Source organism: Psychrobacillus sp. FSL K6-1464 (genome assembly GCF_038003145.1).
Taxonomy (GTDB): Bacteria; Bacillota; Bacilli; order Bacillales_A; family Planococcaceae; genus Psychrobacillus; species Psychrobacillus psychrotolerans.
Window position 1 is genome coordinate 626,305 of the sequence record NZ_JBBOOP010000001.1, and the last position, 16,925, is coordinate 643,229.

Sequence of the window (16,925 nt, forward strand, 5' to 3'; positions counted from 1 at the left end):
GTACTCTACTATAAGATTTGGTGAAGCATATAGCTTAGATGAAATAGTAGTCAAAGTTAATGAAGTGATAAAATATTTTGTTAAATTAAGGATGCTATTTTGTAATATAGGATGAAGAGTGTGGATTGTCTATTACATAAGTGGAAGTAAGGAAAAATAGTAAGTGTTTACTAAAAAAAGAAGCGAATTAGCGAACGAAATTGCATCTTCGAGAGCTCCTATATAAATATGAAGGTATCTTATCTCTAGTTATCCAAAAACGTACTTACCCGTTTCTACGAGTTGTAGAAGGGAGATGGGCAGATCGGTGCCATAAAGTTACCGAAAAAAGGGATGCTGGTTAGTTGTGACGAACGTCACAACTAACCAGCATCCCTAAAAAATTATTCGGTAATTATGTAGCAAAACGTCTGTCTAAAGCCCTTCGAAAACGATAGAAACAGTTTTTATACCTTAAGCCATAGGATTTTTCTTACTATTTTTCTCATACGATCAAAACCTTTACAGAAAAAGTAGCGGGAATGTTAGTTTTTCTTTATAATAGGAAAGATATATACTTAAATGAACGAGGTGAGCTCGATGTTTGATCGATTACAATCGGTAGAAGATCGTTACAATAATTTAAATGAACTGCTTAGTGATCCAGAAGTGGTCAATGATCTAAATAAGCTAAGAGAATATTCAAAAGAACAATCGGATCTACAAGGAACTGTAGATGCCTACCGTGAATACAAAGAAGTTAAAAGTCAGTATAAAGACTCGAAGCAAATGCTAGAGGAAAAGTTGGACGCTGATATGCGTGAAATGGTGAAAGAAGAGGTCAGTGATTTAGAGGACCAAATCGAAGTGTTAGAAGAACGATTAAGACTATTGTTAATTCCGAAGGATCCAAATGATGATAAAAACGTTATTATGGAAATTCGCGGGGCTGCTGGCGGAGACGAAGCTGCGTTATTTGCAGGGAATTTGTTCCGTATGTATAGCAGATTTGCGGAAACCCAAGGCTGGAAAATAGATATTATGGAATCCAACCCAACTGGGCTTGGCGGCTTCAAAGAAATTATTTTCATGATTAACGGAAAAAGTGCTTATTCCAAAATGAAATATGAAAACGGGGCACACCGAGTACAACGTGTTCCAGAAACAGAATCAGGCGGACGTATTCATACTTCTACGGCCACTGTTGCTGTACTTCCGGAAGCGGAGGAAGTGGACGTGGAGATCCATGAGAAGGAAGTTCGTGTGGATACATTTGCTTCATCGGGTGCGGGAGGACAGTCTGTAAATACAACTATGTCCGCGGTTCGAATGACACATTTACCAACGGGAATTACTGTTTCTATGCAAGATGAAAAATCACAGATTAAAAACAGAGAAAAAGCGATGAAAATTCTTCGTGCACGCGTAGCGGATAAATTCCTTCAAGAAGCACAAGCAGAATATGATGCTGTGCGTAAATCGGCAGTAGGAACAGGAGACCGTTCGGAACGGATTCGTACGTATAACTATCCACAAAATCGTGTAACAGATCACCGAATCGGATTGACTTTGCAAAAACTTGATCAGGTCCTAGAAGGTAAAATGGATGAAGTGATTGATGCATTAATAATGGAAGATCAAGCAGAAAAATTAGAGAGAATGAATGATACGAATGTGTAAAACAAATTTTGAGGCCCTAAAACGGGCTTCTTCTTTTTTAGAGGAGAATAATCGTGAAAAAGAAGTTGCTCGCTACTTATTACAGCATGTCTTACGGAAAAACTACTCCGAGTTGATGATTGCTATATATGATGAAATAACTATAGAAGCATTTCAAACATTTTGGGCTTATATAGAAGAACATGCCACTGGTAGGCCTTTCCAATATATTATAGGACAAGAGAGTTTTTACGGTCGTGATTTTTTAGTGAATGAACATGTTTTAATTCCGAGACCAGAAACAGAAGAATTAATTGTAGAAGTTCAAAAAAGAGCTGCAAGTCTATTTGAGTTAAACAAACCTATAAAAATTGCTGATATCGGAACTGGAAGTGGCACAATAGCAATAACTATTAAAAAGGAAATACCACATGCAACTGTCACTGCAACAGACATATCGGTGGAGGCTTTAAGCGTAGCTAAAAAGAATGCCGAGCGCTTAGAAGCGCTGATAGATTTCAAACAAGGTGATTTACTAGCCCCAATCGCCGATCAAAAATGGGATATTATATTATCGAACCCTCCATATATAGGATCACATGAAGCGGCAAGTCTTTCTGATACAGTAATAGATTATGAACCACATCTTGCTCTATTTGCAGATGAGGATGGCTTACAGCTTTATAGAAAAATGGCAGAAAAGCTTCCTAGTGTGATGAATGCTCCGAGTTTCATAGGTTTTGAGATTGGCTACGAACAAGGCCCAGCTGTTCAAAAAATGCTTCAAAATGTTTTTCCAGAAGCACTGGTAGAAATCGTTCAAGATATTAACCAAAAAAATCGTTTTGTTTTTTGCACAATCAAGGATTAAAGCGAGTATTCATTTGCTTTCCTTTGATATTAAGATTAATACAAACGTGCATATGGAAAGCGTTGTTCTGTTGTTGCATCGACACCAAACAAGTTGATGCAGAATCTCATAATAATTAATTTTATGAAATTCACTTAAGCACTGAATAAAATATGAATCTACTGGTAACAATGTTCCTAAGGGGGAATGTTATATGTTACCAGATTACGAGATTAAAAAAGCACCAAGTATCGGGAAACAAGTAGATGCATTGATATTCTTTGTTTGGATGCTGTTACTAATTCAGTTTTGTTTATTTTTATTGTTTCAACAAAACGAAGAAGTAGAAGGTATGCGTTTTCGACTAATAGCAAATAGTAATACAATGGAAGACCAACAAATGAAAAATGACGTGAAACATCATATAGAACCAATGTTGCTAAACTACGTAAGTAATCCACAAACAACGTATAGCGAATTAGAAAAAGCAGTCGAGAAGTTATCGAACTCTTTAGATACAAATATTAACATTACGAAAGGCCAGGCGAGCTTTCCACCGAAAGTTTGGGAGGCAGGTATTTCTTCACAAGTGATGACAGAATCTATTGTTATTTCCATTGGTAACGCAAGAGGGGATAACTGGTGGTGCGCACTTTTCCCAAAGGTATGCTATAAAGAAGAAGTGAAAGAAGAAAAGCCTAAATTCTGGGTATGGGAGTGGCTGAAAAAGAAGTTTTCCACATAGTTACTAACAATAAAATGATAGTTATCAACAATTTGTGGATAAGTAAGCAAGAAAGGAGAAAATACAACATGAAAACCATAATTAAGAATGTGGATAACTTATTAACAAATAACGATAGTTATACACAGGCTGTGGATTTATTAACAAAAGGGGAAGTGGTAGCTTTTCCAACAGAAACAGTATACGGATTAGGTGCGATTGCCACGAACGAAGAAGCAGTAGCTAAAATATTCGAAGCAAAGGGAAGACCACAAGACAATCCGCTTATTGTCCATATTGGTTCTAAGGAAGAGATGATGGCATTTACTCAAGATATACCTAAACTTGCGGAAGTGTGTATGGATGCATTTTGGCCCGGCCCCCTAACGCTTATCTTGCCGCTAAGACCGAATACCTTGGCAAAAAATGTAACAGCTGGATTGCAAACGGTTGGAGTCAGAATGCCAGAGCATAAGGTAGCGCTAGAATTATTAAAACAATTAAAACAACCTGTTGCTGCTCCAAGTGCCAATAAAAGTGGGAAACCAAGTCCTACAAAAGCAGTGCATGTACATCATGATTTAGAAGGGAAAATACCCCTTATTTTAGATGGTGGAACTACTGGCATAGGTTTAGAATCTACTGTAATAGAATTTGTAAATGATTTACCTACTATTCTTCGTCCAGGTGGAGTAACGAAGGAAATGCTAGAAAAAGTGATTGGGCAAGTCGGGGAAGCTCAACCGACCGATGAAAAAGAAGCTCCACGAGCACCAGGCATGAAATATGCCCATTACGCTCCTGATTCTCCTGTATATTTAATAGAAGCATCTTTAGTAAAGCTTAAAGAAGCAGTAGAAAAAATACATAATGAACAGAAAAAGGTAGCAATAATAGCAAGTGAATCATTTAGGCACATAAACGTAGATTACTTTTTTTCATTAGGAAAAGAAGATCAGCTTAGTGATGCAGCGCATTTACTGTATCAGGCTTTAAGAGATTGTGATGAAACAGATGCGGATATTATCCTCGTTCCCGTTCTCTCAAAAGCAGGTGTGGGAACAGCGATTATGAATCGGTTAGAAAAAGCGGCTGATGGTAAATGGTTTTATAGCTAATATTGTATTCTCGCTCGTCTATTTGCATACATTTAAGTATGCAAATAGACGGGGGAGATTTTTTTGTGGCGTGAAATTTTAGCAGGCGCCTTGATGTCTGTGGACGTACTTATTTTATTTTCGTTGGTTGTATATCGTAAGCAAATTTTTACACTTGCTGCATGGGTAGCTTCTTTACATATGCTTTTTCCGTTAATCGGTTATTATGCAGGTGTCGTTGTACAAAATTATTTGGCTTATGCAAGTCCTTATTTATCGGGTATTCTTTTATCATTAGTAGGATTACAGATGATTTTAGCTCAATCTCCAAAACAAGTTCCACTGTTGTCCCCATATTTACTCGCGGTTTTTGCTAGCCTAGATACCTTTTCAGTTAGTGTTTCATTTGGTATGCTTAAATTAGAAAAGTTTGTATTTATATTAAGTGCTGGCCTCTTTTCGTATATTGCTGTATTTATAGCGCAAAAGGTTATATTCAAACATACTTTTATGAACCGAGCACTTATTTTAAGATTTGCCGGAGTACTAATTTTGTTAATGGGTATTCTCACGTTACGAAATATTTAACAATTTACAACACAATTATAGGACTAATTAATATATACTAGAGATGAGGAAATAGATCTATGAATATTCTGTTTGTTTGTACGGGTAACACTTGTCGGAGTCCAATTGCCGAGGCATTATTAAAATCACGAAACATTGATGGCTTGCAAGTTCGATCAGCCGGCATCTATGCTTCGGAGGGCGGACCTATATCTAGAAATAGTCAATTAGTATTAGAACAACAAATGATTCCATTTGCGCACTCGTCTACTTCTGTAGATGAGACTCTAATCGATTGGGCTGATTTAATCCTAACAATGACGGCCTCTCATAAACATGCAATTATTTTAGGTTTCCCTCATGCAATATCTAAAATATATATGTACAAAGAGTTTGTGACCCCTGATGATATCAAAGATGTATCAGATCCGTACGGGGGAGATTTGTTTACATATGAAAGTACTTTTCACGAATTACAAGTATTAACAGATGGACTAGTGAACAAACTACAGGGGGAAATGAGATGAAAGAAAAAAAGAAAAAGCACAGTTTTGGACTACAAAAAAAGATTGTGTTATTTGTTACAATTTTAGCGCTGATTACATATACAACAAGTGCTCTATTTATTCGCTTCGTACAACCAATATTGTTTGATGGAGCAACAAATTCTTGGGGGTTTGAGGTTGCCACCTATGCACTAGGAATATTCTGGTCCGGTGTTTTAGCCTATTTTTTCAGTGGGTTAATTATCAAGCCTTTATTCAACTTGGAAAAGGTAGCAATTTTAGCTTCAGAGGGAAAAATTGGGATAAATGTAGAAGTGCCGAAATCGAAAGATGAGATCCAGTCGGTAGCGATCGCATTTCAGTCCATGCTAGTAAATTTAAGAGAAATGGTGCAAAGTATTGAAGACAACTTTGATAAAACAAATAGAACGGTTCAACAGCTGTCGGTAGAATCATCTGCTGCTTCAGAACAAGCAGAAGCAATCGCTCATACAATAGCGCAAATCTCACAAGGTGCTGAGCACTCTGCCATAGCGGTACAAGAAACAGCAGAATCAGTAGAGGATGTTCGAGTGCTAGCATCAGAAGTTAATCTACGTGCAGAAAAATCTTCCGAACAGTCAAATGAAATGATTATAGGTTTATCTCAAACTAGAGAGGTAATTCAATCGTTAGTAAACGGGATCCAAAAAATTGCTACAGGTAGTGAAGCAGCGCTTGGAAATGTTCATCAATTAGAAGAGAATGCAGGGAAAGTGGAAAGCATCATTCAATTGGTAGGAGACATTGCGGCACAAACGAATTTACTTGCGTTAAATGCATCTATTGAAGCAGCACGTGCTGGGGAGCATGGTAAAGGATTTGCTGTTGTAGCAGAAGAAGTTCGGAAACTAGCGGATGAAAGTGCTAAAGCCGTCCAAGGTATTTCTAAACTAATTTTAGCAATACAAACAGATGTGCAAACAGTTGTCCACCAGATGACGAACCAAGTCAGCTTTGCGGTTGGAGAGGCTAAACGAGTTTCTGAAACAAATGAAGCAATTGAAGGAATGTCTACGAAAATTCATGAGATGGCCGAATCGGTAGTGGAAATTTCATCATTAGTGGAAAAACAGTTAACAAATATAGAAAGTACGGCTCGTCAGTCACAAGAAGTAGCTGCCATTGCTGAAGAAACATCTGCAGGAGCAGAAGAGGTGCGCAGTGCTACGGATGAACAAGCTCGTTCTATAGAACAAATAGAAGCAGTTTCATACGGGCTAAAAGAACAATCGGAAGAGCTATTTAAAGTGATCTCACAATTTGATCGAAAAACTATCTAATTCTGATATCGTCAAGATTATAAAACACGAACATTATGACGTTAAAATTAAAAATAGTTCGTTATTTTAGAAAAAATTAATAAAAAAAGATTGATTAATTAAATAAATTTCAGAAATTAATAAAATTAAGCATAAAAAACACAACTCATTATGCGTGAGTTGTGTTTTTTTATATAGAAAAATGGTATGATGATATGGAGTAAAAACAGAAAAGAGGGAACGAGTTGAAAATTGCAATTTCTTCCGATCATGGCGGAAATAATCTACGTCAGGAAATAATACAGCTACTTGAAGAATTAGGATTATCTTATGAAGATTTTGGACCGAAAAGTAACGATTCTGTTGACTTTCCGGACTTTGCTATGCCAGTAGCAGAGGGTGTGGCAAGTGGTAATTTCGATCGTGGTATTTTAATCTGTGGTACTGGTATAGGTATGTCAATTGCTGCAAACAAGGTAAAAGGTATTCGCTGTGCATTAGTTCATGATGTTTTTTCTGCGAAGGCTACTAGAAACCACAATGATTCCAACATTATCGCAATGGGGGAACGTGTTATTGGAGCCGGACTTGCAAGAGAAATAGTTTCGACTTGGCTTGCACAAGATTTTGAAGGCGGTCGTCATTTACGTCGTGTAGAAAAAATTACAGAAATAGAAAATGCATAGAGGAAGGGATTCCTGATGGAAGCAAAGAATTTGTGGGTAGAACAAATCGAACAACTACTTTTAGAAGTGGAGCAGCAAATTGAATTTCATGAAAATGATTTATTTGTCGTTGGATGTTCAACCTCAGAAATTATTGGTGAGAAAATTGGAACTGCAGGCGGATTAGAAGTAGCCGAGGTTTTATTCACCCCTTTACGAGCATTTGCAAATCGCAACAATATACATTTGGCTTTCCAAGGATGCGAACACATTAATCGTGCCATTACAATGGAAAGAGCAGCACAGTTACATTATAGATTGCCAGAAGTATCAGTAATTCCAGTAGTACGTGCAGGTGGTTCTATGTCTGCATATGCGTACACACATTTTAGTGACCCTGTTGTAGTCGAGCATGTTCAAGCACATGTAGGCATTGATATAGGACAAACCTTGATTGGTATGCAACTTCAACCTGTTGCAGTACCAATTCGCTTGTCCATTAAGAAAATTGGGGAAGCAATCGTTTTGATTGCGAAAACACGTCCTAAGCTAATAGGTGGAGAACGTGCATTTTACGGATGAATTTGGAGGAGGAACGAATAGTGGAGAAAATTTTATCACAAGATCCAGCAGTATATGAGGCAATGTTAGCAGAGAAAAAGCGTCAACAGTCGAATATTGAGTTAATCGCATCAGAGAACTTTGTATCAGAGGCGGTTATGGAAGCACAAGGCTCTGTCCTAACCAATAAATATGCAGAAGGTTACCCTGGTAAACGTTACTATGGTGGCTGTGAGCATGTAGATGTAGTAGAAAATATTGCACGTGATCGTTTGAAAGAAATTTTTGGTGCAGAACATGCCAATGTACAACCACATTCAGGTTCTCAAGCAAATATGGCAGTGTACATGACTGCATTGCAACCAGGTGACAAGATCTTAGGGATGAATTTATCCCATGGTGGGCATTTAACGCATGGTTCTCCTGTCAATTTTAGTGGTATTCAATATAATTTTATCGAGTACGGTGTTAACAAAGAAACGGAACTAATCGATTATGAAGAAGTTCGTGGAATTGCACTAGAGCACAAGCCGAAAATGATCGTTGCTGGAGCAAGTGCGTATTCACGTACTATTGACTTCGCTAAATTCCGTGAAATTGCAGATGAAGTGGGTGCATACTTATTTGTAGATATGGCACATATTGCAGGTTTAGTTGCTGCTGGCCTTCATCCAAACCCAGTACCCCATGCACATTTCGTAACATCTACAACACATAAAACATTACGTGGACCACGTGGTGGCTTAATCTTAACGACTGAAGAGTTTGCAAAGAAAATTGATAAAACAATTTTCCCAGGGATTCAAGGTGGCCCATTAATGCACGTAATCGCAGCAAAAGCTGTAGCATTTGGCGAAGCGCAAAAACCTGAATTTAAAGAGTATCAAGCACAAGTGATTGCCAATTCAAAAGCTTTGGCAGAAAGTTTAACAGAAGAAGGAATCCGTATTGTTTCTGGTGGTTCCGATAATCACGTCATGTTATTAGATGTATCTGCTCTTGGCCTAACGGGTAAAGTAGCGGAACATGTCCTTGATGAAGTTGGAATTACAGTCAACAAAAACACAATTCCATTTGATACGGCAAGTCCATTCATCACATCCGGTGTCCGCATTGGTACACCAGCTGTGACATCGCGAGGATTTAAAGAAGCAGAGATGAAAGAAATTGCATCTATCATTGCTAAACTATTAAAAAATAATGAGGATGCAGAAGTATTAAAAGAAGCAAAAGAAAGAGTTGCAACTTTAACGAGTAACTTCCCATTATACGAATAACCTAATAAGCATTAAAGCCAGCTACGTAATTATTAGTAGCTGGCTTTAATTTTGAACACAAAACTCTAACATGTACTTCGTTTTATCATCACTAATCCTTGTGAAGCAAAAATCTAATTTTATTTACTAATCCACAGTTTTAATCTCTCTCTATAAGTTATTTACATAAGTTATCGATAGCGAAATGAAAATGGACAGAAGCTTTATCCAAGAGATTCATAATTCGGGTGCTAAAACAATTGTCCAAACGCTAAACTACTCGCTAAAAACCTAAACTTAATCGTGGTGCCGAAGGAATAGAGACTATAGAACAGGTGGAAATATTGAATGAGTTAAAATGTCCGGTTTGGCCAAGGGTTCTATTTTTTCAAACCTATGCACTTAAATCAAATAGACGCAATATTAAAAACGTAGGATTACTGTTTGTATCCCGTGTTTTTTGTTATAATTAGTAGAATTTAAATAAAATAAAAGGAGATGCTGCTAGTATGCCGAAAGTATTTGTATTTGACCACCCTCTTATTCAACACAAACTTACATATATTCGCGATGTAAAAACAGGCACAAAAGAGTTTCGTGAATTAGTGGATGAAGTAGCTACACTTATGGCGTTTGAAATTACACGTGAAATGCCATTGGAGGAAACAGAAGTAGAAACTCCAGTTCAACTAACAAAATCTAAAATTCTTGCAGGAAAAAAATTAGGAATAGTTCCTATTTTACGTGCTGGAATTGGAATGGTTGATGGAATTCTAAAGTTAATACCTGCTGCAAAAGTAGGACATATCGGACTTTACCGCGACCCACAAACATTGAAGCCGGTTGAATATTACGTGAAATTACCTGCAGATGTTGCAGAACGTGATTTTATATTAGTAGATCCTATGCTAGCTACAGGTGGTTCAGCGATTGAAGCGGTAAACTCACTGAAATCACGTGGAGCGACAAGCATTAAGTTCATGTGTTTAATCGCAGCACCTGAAGGAGTAGAGGCTCTTCAACAGGCACATCCGGACGTAGACATTTATATTGCCGCTTTGGATGAAAAGTTAAATGATCATGGATATATTGTTCCTGGATTAGGTGATGCTGGAGACCGGTTGTTTGGCACAAAATAAAAGGAGTGTTTGTATTTCATGCGTAAATATAAAGTAATGACGATTTTTGGTACGAGACCTGAGGCTATTAAAATGGCTCCACTTGTCTTGGAACTTCAAAAACACCCAGAAGAGATTGAATCACTTGTAACGGTGACCGCTCAACATCGTCAAATGCTTGACCAAGTATTGGATACATTTAACATAAAACCAGACTACGACTTGAATATGATGAAAGACCGTCAAACATTAGTAGATATTACGACTAGAGCGCTTGAAGGTTTAGATAAAGTCATGAAAGAAGCAAAACCTGATATTGTACTTGTTCATGGAGATACTTCCACTACTTTTGTGGCTAGTCTTGCAGCATTTTACAATCAAATCGCAATCGGACATGTAGAAGCAGGATTACGCACATGGAATAAGTTTTCACCTTTCCCAGAAGAAATGAACCGTCAGCTTACTGGAGTAATGGCAGATATCCATTTTGCTCCTACTATCAAATCTGAAAGAAATCTATTAGATGAGAATAAGCGTCAAGATACCATTTTTGTTACTGGTAATACTGCGATCGATGCTTTAAAAACAACAGTAAGAGAAGATTATACACATCCACTTTTGGAACAACTTAAGGGAAGTAGAATTATCTTGTTGACTGCTCATCGCCGTGAGAACTTGGGTGAACCAATGCGTAATATGTTCCGTGCTATTAATAGATTGCTAAAGGAACACAAAGACGTACAAGTAATTTATCCAGTTCATATGAATCCAGCTGTGAGAGATATTGCTAACGAAATTTTAGGTGATAATGAGCGAATCCATTTAATAGAACCTTTAGAAGTTCTGGATTTCCATAACTTTGCTGCACGTTCTCATATAATCCTGACGGATTCAGGTGGTGTTCAAGAAGAGGCACCTTCACTTGGAAAGCCTGTAATAGTACTTCGTGATACTACTGAACGACCAGAAGGTATTGAAGCGGGAACCTTGAAACTTGCTGGTACAGAAGAAGAAACAATCTACCAACTAACAAATGAGTTGCTAACAGACGAAGTTGCTTATAATGAGATGTCTAAAGCAAGTAACCCATACGGAGATGGTAAGGCTTCACAAAGGATAGTAGAAGAGTTGATAAATTTTCTTCAAAAAGATGAAAATTAAAATTTGTCAATAAAATGTCGGAAAGTATTACAGTCATAAGTTTTTCACTATAAGCAATTGACATCATTTTGCCCCTATTGTATGCTTACAAAGGATAATCATGATAGGGGTTTCATGCTTGAAACACTTGTCAGGTTAACTTTCTACTAGATTCACAGTTTTTACTTAATAAGGAAAAAATGTGAGGATTCTTTTTACGTCGTAACTGACGTCCTTTTAAAGGGGAAGCGTTATATTTCTGCGATTCTCTCACAGCTTAACGGTTCAACTCCTTCATAGGGATATGAATGGACGAAATATTAGAACCACTCCAGTATTATCAGTATTTACCCTTTTGTTAACTCTACATTAGCATGTTTGGGGTAATTACGACCATTCGAAAATATGATTCAGGAGATTAAAGATCAATGCTAGAAATGCAACGTATATTTACGCGGCAAAAAAAGTACATATATTTTTTGCTCGCAGCTTGTGCGCTAGGTTGGGGTTTTACACCTTATTCGACAATTTTTGCAGGCTTGGCACTTGGTTCTTTATTTGGTCTGTATAATTTCTGGATTCTAGTCCGTAGAATGGAGAAATTTGATCGTGTGCTTGAAAGTGGAAAAGGACGAGCAGGTTTAGGTACAACATTCAGATTTGCGTCCGGTGTTGCAGCTGTAGCAATTGCAATTGCTCTTCCAGAGTACTTCCATCTTATCGGTACAGTTATCGGATTAATGATTCCCTATGTTCTGCTAGTAGTAGAACGTATTATGTTTCATGTAAAAAATCAGCAATGAGAATGTGAAAGAGAGGTGAATTAATCGTGGAACATGCAAATCCCACATTTGAACTTTTTGGGATGTACGGTAACTGGTCAAACATTTTAATGCTTGCGGTTACAACACTCATCGTATTTTTAATCGCATTTATTGCGACAAGAAATCTAAAGATGAAGCCAACAGGTATGCAAAACTTCATGGAGTGGATAATGGACTTTGTGAAAGGGATCATTAAAAGTAACTTCGACTGGCAAACAGGCGGACGATTCCATGTTCTTGGAATAACTTTTCTTATGTTTATCGCAGTAGCTAACGTACTAGGTCTTCCATTCTCGATATCATATGATGGAGTTCTTTGGTGGAAATCCCCAACTGCGGATCCGACAATTACCATGACACTTGCAGTGATGGTTATCATTTTAACGCACTATTACGGAATAAAGGCAAAAGGTATGAAGGGCTATGCAGTAGATACATACTTAAAGCCAATGCCGTTCTTATTCCCATTAAAAATTATCGAGGAATTCGCAAATACGTTGACACTTGGTCTACGTCTTTACGGTAATATCTATGCAGGTGAGGTTCTTTTAGGACTAATCGCAGGTTTAGCAACGTCCTCAGTATTTGGCTTTGTTGGAGCAATTATTCCAGCAATGGCATGGCAAGGATTCTCCCTATTTATAGGCGGTATCCAAGCATTCATTTTCGTTATGTTAACAATGGTTTATATGTCACATAAAGTGTCAGCAGACCATTAATATAACTGTTTAGATTCTTAAACAGAAAAAATAAAAACAACATTCCAAGGAGGAAATAAACAATGACAGGTTCAGTAGGATTATTAGCAGCAGCTATAGCAATCGGTTTAGGTGCACTTGGTGCAGGTATTGGTAACGGATTAATCGTTTCAAAAACAGTAGAAGGTATCGCTCGTCAACCAGAAGCACGTGGAGCTTTACAAACAGTTATGTTCATCGGGGTAGCATTAGTTGAGGCGATTCCAATTATCGCAGCAGTTATCGCTTTCATCGTATTAAACCAATAGTATTAACTTTAAAAATCTATGATGGCGGGTTTTACATCCGCCATTCTCTTTATGAATAACACAACATATGAACTAGAAAACAATGATTACTATTAAATAATAGAAGCAAGATCTCTTAATAGCGTTTGAAAGGAGTGAAACAATCGTGTCTTTTGATTACCTTGTACTTGGTGCTAGTGGCCATGATGGGTTGAATATTTGGGATATTTTTGCTACATTATTCTTCTTCATCTTACTTATGGCTCTATTGAAGAAAGTAGCTTGGGGTCCACTTATGGGGATTATGACTCAACGTGAAGAGTTAATCGCAAGTGAAATCGCAGCAGCTGAAAATAGCCGCGGGGAATCTCAGCGTTTACTTGAAGAACAACGTGACTTACTTAAAGAAGCACGTACGGAAGCATTAGCGATTGTAGAAAATGCGAAAAAGCAAGGCGATGCATCTCGTGAGGAAATTATCACAACTGCTCGTTCTGAAGCTATCCGTTTGAAAGAATCTGCTATCCGTGAAATTGATACAGAAAAAGAAAGAGCGATTGCAGCGGTACGAGAAGAAGTAGTTTCACTTTCAGTACTTGCAGCGTCGAAAGTTCTTGAAAAAGAAGTTTCGGAAGAAGATAATCGTGCGCTAATCGAGGCAACGATTGCGAAGGCAGGCGAAGTTAAGTGAGTAATTCAACTGTAGCTAAGCGTTATGCAATCTCTTTGTTCGAGCTAGCAACACAAAAAAATGTAGTACAAGCAGTCGAAAATGATTTACGTGAACTTAAAGTAGTTTGGAATGGCAACAAAGATGTGAAAACTTTATTTACGTCTCCAAAGTTATCTCTAGACAAGAAAAAAGAGTTAATTCGTCAAATCTTTACAAATGCGAACCCAATTGTTATTAATACACTTTTAGTGTTAATTGATAAGAAGAGATTAGCAGAAGTATCCGACATTATTTCTGAATTTATGATTCTTTCGAATGAAGCACAAGGTGTTGCGGAAGCGAAAGTATATACTACACGTGCACTTACAGAAGAAGAACGTGCAAACGTATCTACTGCATTTGCTAAAAACGTAGGTAAACAATCTTTAAATATTCAAAACATTGTAGATCCATCTATTATTGGTGGTATACGTGTTCAAATCGGAAACCGCATATACGATAGCACTCTAAGCACAAAATTAGATCGCTTAAAACGTAACTTGATCGGTTAATATTATGAATTATGAGAGGTGACATACATGAGCATCAAAGCTGAAGAAATCAGTGTCTTGATTAAGCAGCAGATTGAGAATTACGAATCTGAGATGAAAGTTAGCGACGTCGGTACGGTTATCACGATTGGTGACGGTATCGCTCGTGCTCATGGCCTCGACAATGTCATGGCTGGAGAACTTTTAGAGTTCTCAACTGGTGTTTTAGGTATGGCACAAAACTTGGAAGCCAACAATGTTGGTATCGTTATCCTTGGACCATACACTGACATCAAAGAAGGCGATGAAGTACGTCGAACAGGCCGTATTATGGAAGTTCCAGTTGGTAAAGAATTGATTGGTCGCGTTGTAAATCCACTTGGCCAACCAGTTGATGGACTAGGTCCTATCGCAACTACAAAATCTCGTCCAATTGAAAGTCCTGCACAAGGGGTTATGGCACGTAAGTCTGTACATGAGCCACTTCAAACAGGTATCAAAGCGATTGATGCACTTGTACCAATCGGACGTGGACAACGTGAGTTAATCATTGGTGACCGTCAAACAGGTAAAACATCTGTTGCAATCGATGCAATCCTAAACCAAGCAGACCAAGATATGATTTGTATCTATGTGGCTATTGGACAAAAGGAATCGACTGTACGTAACGTAGTAGAAACACTTCGTAAAAACGGTGCTTTAGAATACACTATCGTTGTAACTGCATCTGCATCACAACCTTCACCATTATTATACTTAGCTCCTTATGCTGGTGTAACTATGGCAGAAGAATTTATGTTCGATGGTAAGCACGTATTAATCGTTTATGATGATTTATCTAAACAAGCTGCTGCATACCGTGAACTTTCATTACTTCTTCGTCGTCCTCCAGGCCGTGAAGCGTATCCAGGGGATGTATTCTACTTACACAGCCGTCTATTAGAGCGTGCTGCGAAGTTAAATGAAACACTTGGTTCAGGTTCAATTACTGCATTACCATTCGTTGAAACACAAGCTGGAGATATCTCTGCTTATATTCCAACAAACGTAATTTCTATTACAGATGGTCAAATCTTCTTACAATCTGATTTATTCTTCTCGGGTGTACGTCCAGCGATTAATGCCGGATTATCTGTATCTCGTGTAGGTGGATCAGCACAAATTAAGGCAATGAAAAAAGTTGCGGGAACTCTACGTCTTGACTTAGCAGCATTCCGTGAGCTAGAAGCATTCTCTCAATTTGGATCAGATCTTGACTCTGCAACTCAAGCAAAACTTAACCGTGGTGTGCGTACAGTAGAAGTATTAAAACAAGACTTGAATAGCCCGATTAAAGTGGAAAAACAAGTTATGATTTTATATGCTCTAACACGTGGCCATTTAGATGATATTCCAGTAAAAGATATTACTCGTTTTGAAGCGGAACTTGGAACTTGGTTAGATTCAAACCACACAAACGTTTTAGATCATATTCGCACGACAAAAGACCTTCCATCAGATGAAGATATGAACAATGCAATTTCTGCATTCAAAAAAACTTTCGCTAAATCTGAATAATTTCTTTGTCTAAGTGAAAAAAACAAAAAGGTGGTGAAATACCAGTGGCATCATTACGCGACATAAAAAGTAAAATAACATCTACAAAGAAAACAAGTCAGATAACAAAAGCTATGCAAATGGTTTCTGCTTCTAAATTGAACCGTGCGGAGGAAAATGCAAAAGCATATGTTCCTTACATGTCGAAAATTCAAGAAGTAGTTGGAGCAATTGCATCAGGTACTAGTGATAGTGGACATCCAATGTTAACTTCCCGCCCTGTTAAAAAGACTGCATATCTTGTCATAACTGCTGATCGTGGATTGGCCGGAGCATATAACAGTAATGTTATTCGTGCTGTAGCTAATGCCATAGCAGAAAGACATTCTTCAAATGAAGAGTATGTAATCTTTGCAATTGGTCGTATGGGACGTGACTTCTTCCTAAAACGTGGTTCAAACGTAATTGGGGAAGTAGTCGGCTTACCAGACCAACCTGCTTTTGCTGATATTAAAGAAGTTGCTCGCAAAGCTGTTGGTATGTTCACGGATGGTACATATGATGAACTTTATATGTACTATAACCACTTTGTCAGTGCCATCTCTAGTGAAGTAACAGAGAAAAAGGTACTGCCACTTACGGATATTGCAGTAGAAACAGGCGCAACTGCTTCTTATGAATTTGAGCCTTCACCTGAAGCAATTCTAGAAGTATTACTTCCACAATATGCGGAAAGCCTGATTTTCGGTGCATTACTCGATGGTAAAGCCAGTGAGCATGCTTCTCGTATGTCTGCGATGAAATCCGCGACAGACAATGCAGCTGATATGATCAGCAGTTTAACATTAGTATATAACCGTGCACGTCAAGCAGCGATTACGCAAGAAATTACGGAAATCGTCGGCGGAGCTTCGGCTTTAGAATAGTTTAAGATAGAAAGTAAGACAGGAGGGA

The 16,925-nt window shown here is 37.9% G+C and carries 19 protein-coding genes; all 19 read left to right on the top strand.

The genetic code is table 11. From position 1 onward, the window contains the following. Positions 1-579 precede the first annotated feature (579 nt). A complete protein-coding gene (gene prfA, locus MKX39_RS03100) occupies positions 580-1,659 on the top strand; it encodes a peptide chain release factor 1 (RefSeq protein ID WP_093538727.1) in 1,080 nt (359 codons plus the stop codon). Further along, positions 1,652-2,509 (top strand): peptide chain release factor N(5)-glutamine methyltransferase, encoded by an 858-nt coding sequence (prmC, locus tag MKX39_RS03105; RefSeq protein WP_340768235.1) that lies wholly within the window; start codon positions 1,652-1,654, stop codon positions 2,507-2,509. Before prfA ends, prmC begins: the two co-directional genes overlap by 8 nt. A gap of 193 nt (positions 2,510-2,702) precedes the next feature. Beyond that, complete coding sequence (locus tag MKX39_RS03110; RefSeq protein ID WP_340768236.1) at positions 2,703-3,233, top strand: stage II sporulation protein R; 531 nt, start codon at positions 2,703-2,705, stop codon at positions 3,231-3,233. A 68-nt stretch (positions 3,234-3,301) separates the two neighbouring features. Next, the gene (locus tag MKX39_RS03115) at positions 3,302-4,330 is read left to right on the top strand and encodes an L-threonylcarbamoyladenylate synthase (RefSeq protein WP_340768237.1); all 1,029 of its coding nucleotides are present in this window, start codon (positions 3,302-3,304) and stop codon (positions 4,328-4,330) included. Between the two features lie 63 nt (positions 4,331-4,393). Further along, positions 4,394-4,897 carry a manganese efflux pump gene (locus tag MKX39_RS03120; RefSeq protein ID WP_093538723.1) on the top strand — a complete coding sequence of 168 codons (504 nt, stop codon included), beginning with the start codon at positions 4,394-4,396 and terminating at the stop codon, positions 4,895-4,897. A gap of 59 nt (positions 4,898-4,956) precedes the next feature. After that, positions 4,957-5,403, top strand: a complete 447-nt coding sequence (locus tag MKX39_RS03125; RefSeq protein WP_093538722.1) for a low molecular weight protein arginine phosphatase — start codon at positions 4,957-4,959, stop codon at positions 5,401-5,403. Beyond that, a complete protein-coding gene (locus MKX39_RS03130; protein WP_093538721.1) occupies positions 5,400-6,704 on the top strand; it encodes a methyl-accepting chemotaxis protein in 1,305 nt (434 codons plus the stop codon). The genes MKX39_RS03125 and MKX39_RS03130 overlap by 4 nt, the downstream gene beginning before the upstream one ends. A 224-nt stretch (positions 6,705-6,928) precedes the next feature. Beyond that, on the top strand, positions 6,929-7,369 hold the full coding sequence (gene rpiB, locus MKX39_RS03135; RefSeq protein WP_093538720.1) for a ribose 5-phosphate isomerase B: 441 nt from the start codon (positions 6,929-6,931) through the stop codon (positions 7,367-7,369). Between the two features lie 15 nt (positions 7,370-7,384). Beyond that, complete coding sequence (locus tag MKX39_RS03140; protein ID WP_340768239.1) at positions 7,385-7,930, top strand: TIGR01440 family protein; 546 nt, start codon at positions 7,385-7,387, stop codon at positions 7,928-7,930. Continuing rightward, complete coding sequence (glyA, locus tag MKX39_RS03145) at positions 7,927-9,186, top strand: serine hydroxymethyltransferase (protein ID WP_281249768.1); 1,260 nt, start codon at positions 7,927-7,929, stop codon at positions 9,184-9,186. The genes MKX39_RS03140 and glyA overlap by 4 nt, the downstream gene beginning before the upstream one ends. Before the next feature lie 488 nt (positions 9,187-9,674). Beyond that, positions 9,675-10,304, top strand: a complete 630-nt coding sequence (gene upp / locus MKX39_RS03150) for a uracil phosphoribosyltransferase (RefSeq protein WP_093538717.1) — start codon at positions 9,675-9,677, stop codon at positions 10,302-10,304. A gap of 18 nt (positions 10,305-10,322) precedes the next feature. Further along, complete coding sequence (wecB, locus tag MKX39_RS03155; RefSeq protein ID WP_340768241.1) at positions 10,323-11,444, top strand: non-hydrolyzing UDP-N-acetylglucosamine 2-epimerase; 1,122 nt, start codon at positions 10,323-10,325, stop codon at positions 11,442-11,444. Positions 11,445-11,851: 407 nt separating this feature from the next. After that, positions 11,852-12,226, top strand: coding sequence for an ATP synthase subunit I (locus MKX39_RS03160; protein WP_093538716.1), 375 nt, complete (start codon positions 11,852-11,854; stop codon positions 12,224-12,226). A 26-nt stretch (positions 12,227-12,252) separates the two neighbouring features. After that, positions 12,253-12,966: a F0F1 ATP synthase subunit A gene (gene atpB, locus MKX39_RS03165; RefSeq protein ID WP_093538715.1), complete on the top strand. Its 714-nt coding sequence runs from the start codon at positions 12,253-12,255 to the stop codon at positions 12,964-12,966. Between the two features lie 62 nt (positions 12,967-13,028). Continuing rightward, positions 13,029-13,253, top strand: a complete 225-nt coding sequence (atpE, locus tag MKX39_RS03170; protein WP_093538714.1) for a F0F1 ATP synthase subunit C — start codon at positions 13,029-13,031, stop codon at positions 13,251-13,253. Between the two features lie 145 nt (positions 13,254-13,398). After that, positions 13,399-13,923 carry a F0F1 ATP synthase subunit B gene (atpF, locus tag MKX39_RS03175; RefSeq protein ID WP_340768242.1) on the top strand — a complete coding sequence of 175 codons (525 nt, stop codon included), beginning with the start codon at positions 13,399-13,401 and terminating at the stop codon, positions 13,921-13,923. Further along, positions 13,920-14,456, top strand: a complete 537-nt coding sequence (locus tag MKX39_RS03180) for a F0F1 ATP synthase subunit delta (protein ID WP_093538712.1) — start codon at positions 13,920-13,922, stop codon at positions 14,454-14,456. The genes atpF and MKX39_RS03180 overlap by 4 nt, the downstream gene beginning before the upstream one ends. Positions 14,457-14,483: 27 nt before the next feature. Further along, complete coding sequence (atpA, locus tag MKX39_RS03185; protein WP_093538711.1) at positions 14,484-15,992, top strand: F0F1 ATP synthase subunit alpha; 1,509 nt, start codon at positions 14,484-14,486, stop codon at positions 15,990-15,992. A gap of 44 nt (positions 15,993-16,036) precedes the next feature. Beyond that, positions 16,037-16,897, top strand: coding sequence for a F0F1 ATP synthase subunit gamma (locus MKX39_RS03190; protein WP_340768244.1), 861 nt, complete (start codon positions 16,037-16,039; stop codon positions 16,895-16,897). The last annotated feature ends 28 nt before the right edge of the window (positions 16,898-16,925 follow it).

Coding starts and splice junctions, on each gene's coding strand:
- wecB (WP_340768241.1), top strand. CDS start 10,323: ATGCGTAAATATAAAGTAATGACGATTTTTGGTACGAGACCTGAGGCT.
- MKX39_RS03140 (WP_340768239.1), top strand. CDS start 7,385: ATGGAAGCAAAGAATTTGTGGGTAGAACAAATCGAACAACTACTTTTA.
- atpE (WP_093538714.1), top strand. CDS start 13,029: ATGACAGGTTCAGTAGGATTATTAGCAGCAGCTATAGCAATCGGTTTA.
- glyA (WP_281249768.1), top strand. CDS start 7,927: ATGAATTTGGAGGAGGAACGAATAGTGGAGAAAATTTTATCACAAGAT.
- atpA (WP_093538711.1), top strand. CDS start 14,484: ATGAGCATCAAAGCTGAAGAAATCAGTGTCTTGATTAAGCAGCAGATT.
- prfA (WP_093538727.1), top strand. CDS start 580: ATGTTTGATCGATTACAATCGGTAGAAGATCGTTACAATAATTTAAAT.
- MKX39_RS03160 (WP_093538716.1), top strand. CDS start 11,852: ATGCTAGAAATGCAACGTATATTTACGCGGCAAAAAAAGTACATATAT.
- upp (WP_093538717.1), top strand. CDS start 9,675: ATGCCGAAAGTATTTGTATTTGACCACCCTCTTATTCAACACAAACTT.
- MKX39_RS03110 (WP_340768236.1), top strand. CDS start 2,703: ATGTTACCAGATTACGAGATTAAAAAAGCACCAAGTATCGGGAAACAA.
- MKX39_RS03130 (WP_093538721.1), top strand. CDS start 5,400: ATGAAAGAAAAAAAGAAAAAGCACAGTTTTGGACTACAAAAAAAGATT.
- prmC (WP_340768235.1), top strand. CDS start 1,652: ATGTGTAAAACAAATTTTGAGGCCCTAAAACGGGCTTCTTCTTTTTTA.
- MKX39_RS03125 (WP_093538722.1), top strand. CDS start 4,957: ATGAATATTCTGTTTGTTTGTACGGGTAACACTTGTCGGAGTCCAATT.
- MKX39_RS03115 (WP_340768237.1), top strand. CDS start 3,302: ATGAAAACCATAATTAAGAATGTGGATAACTTATTAACAAATAACGAT.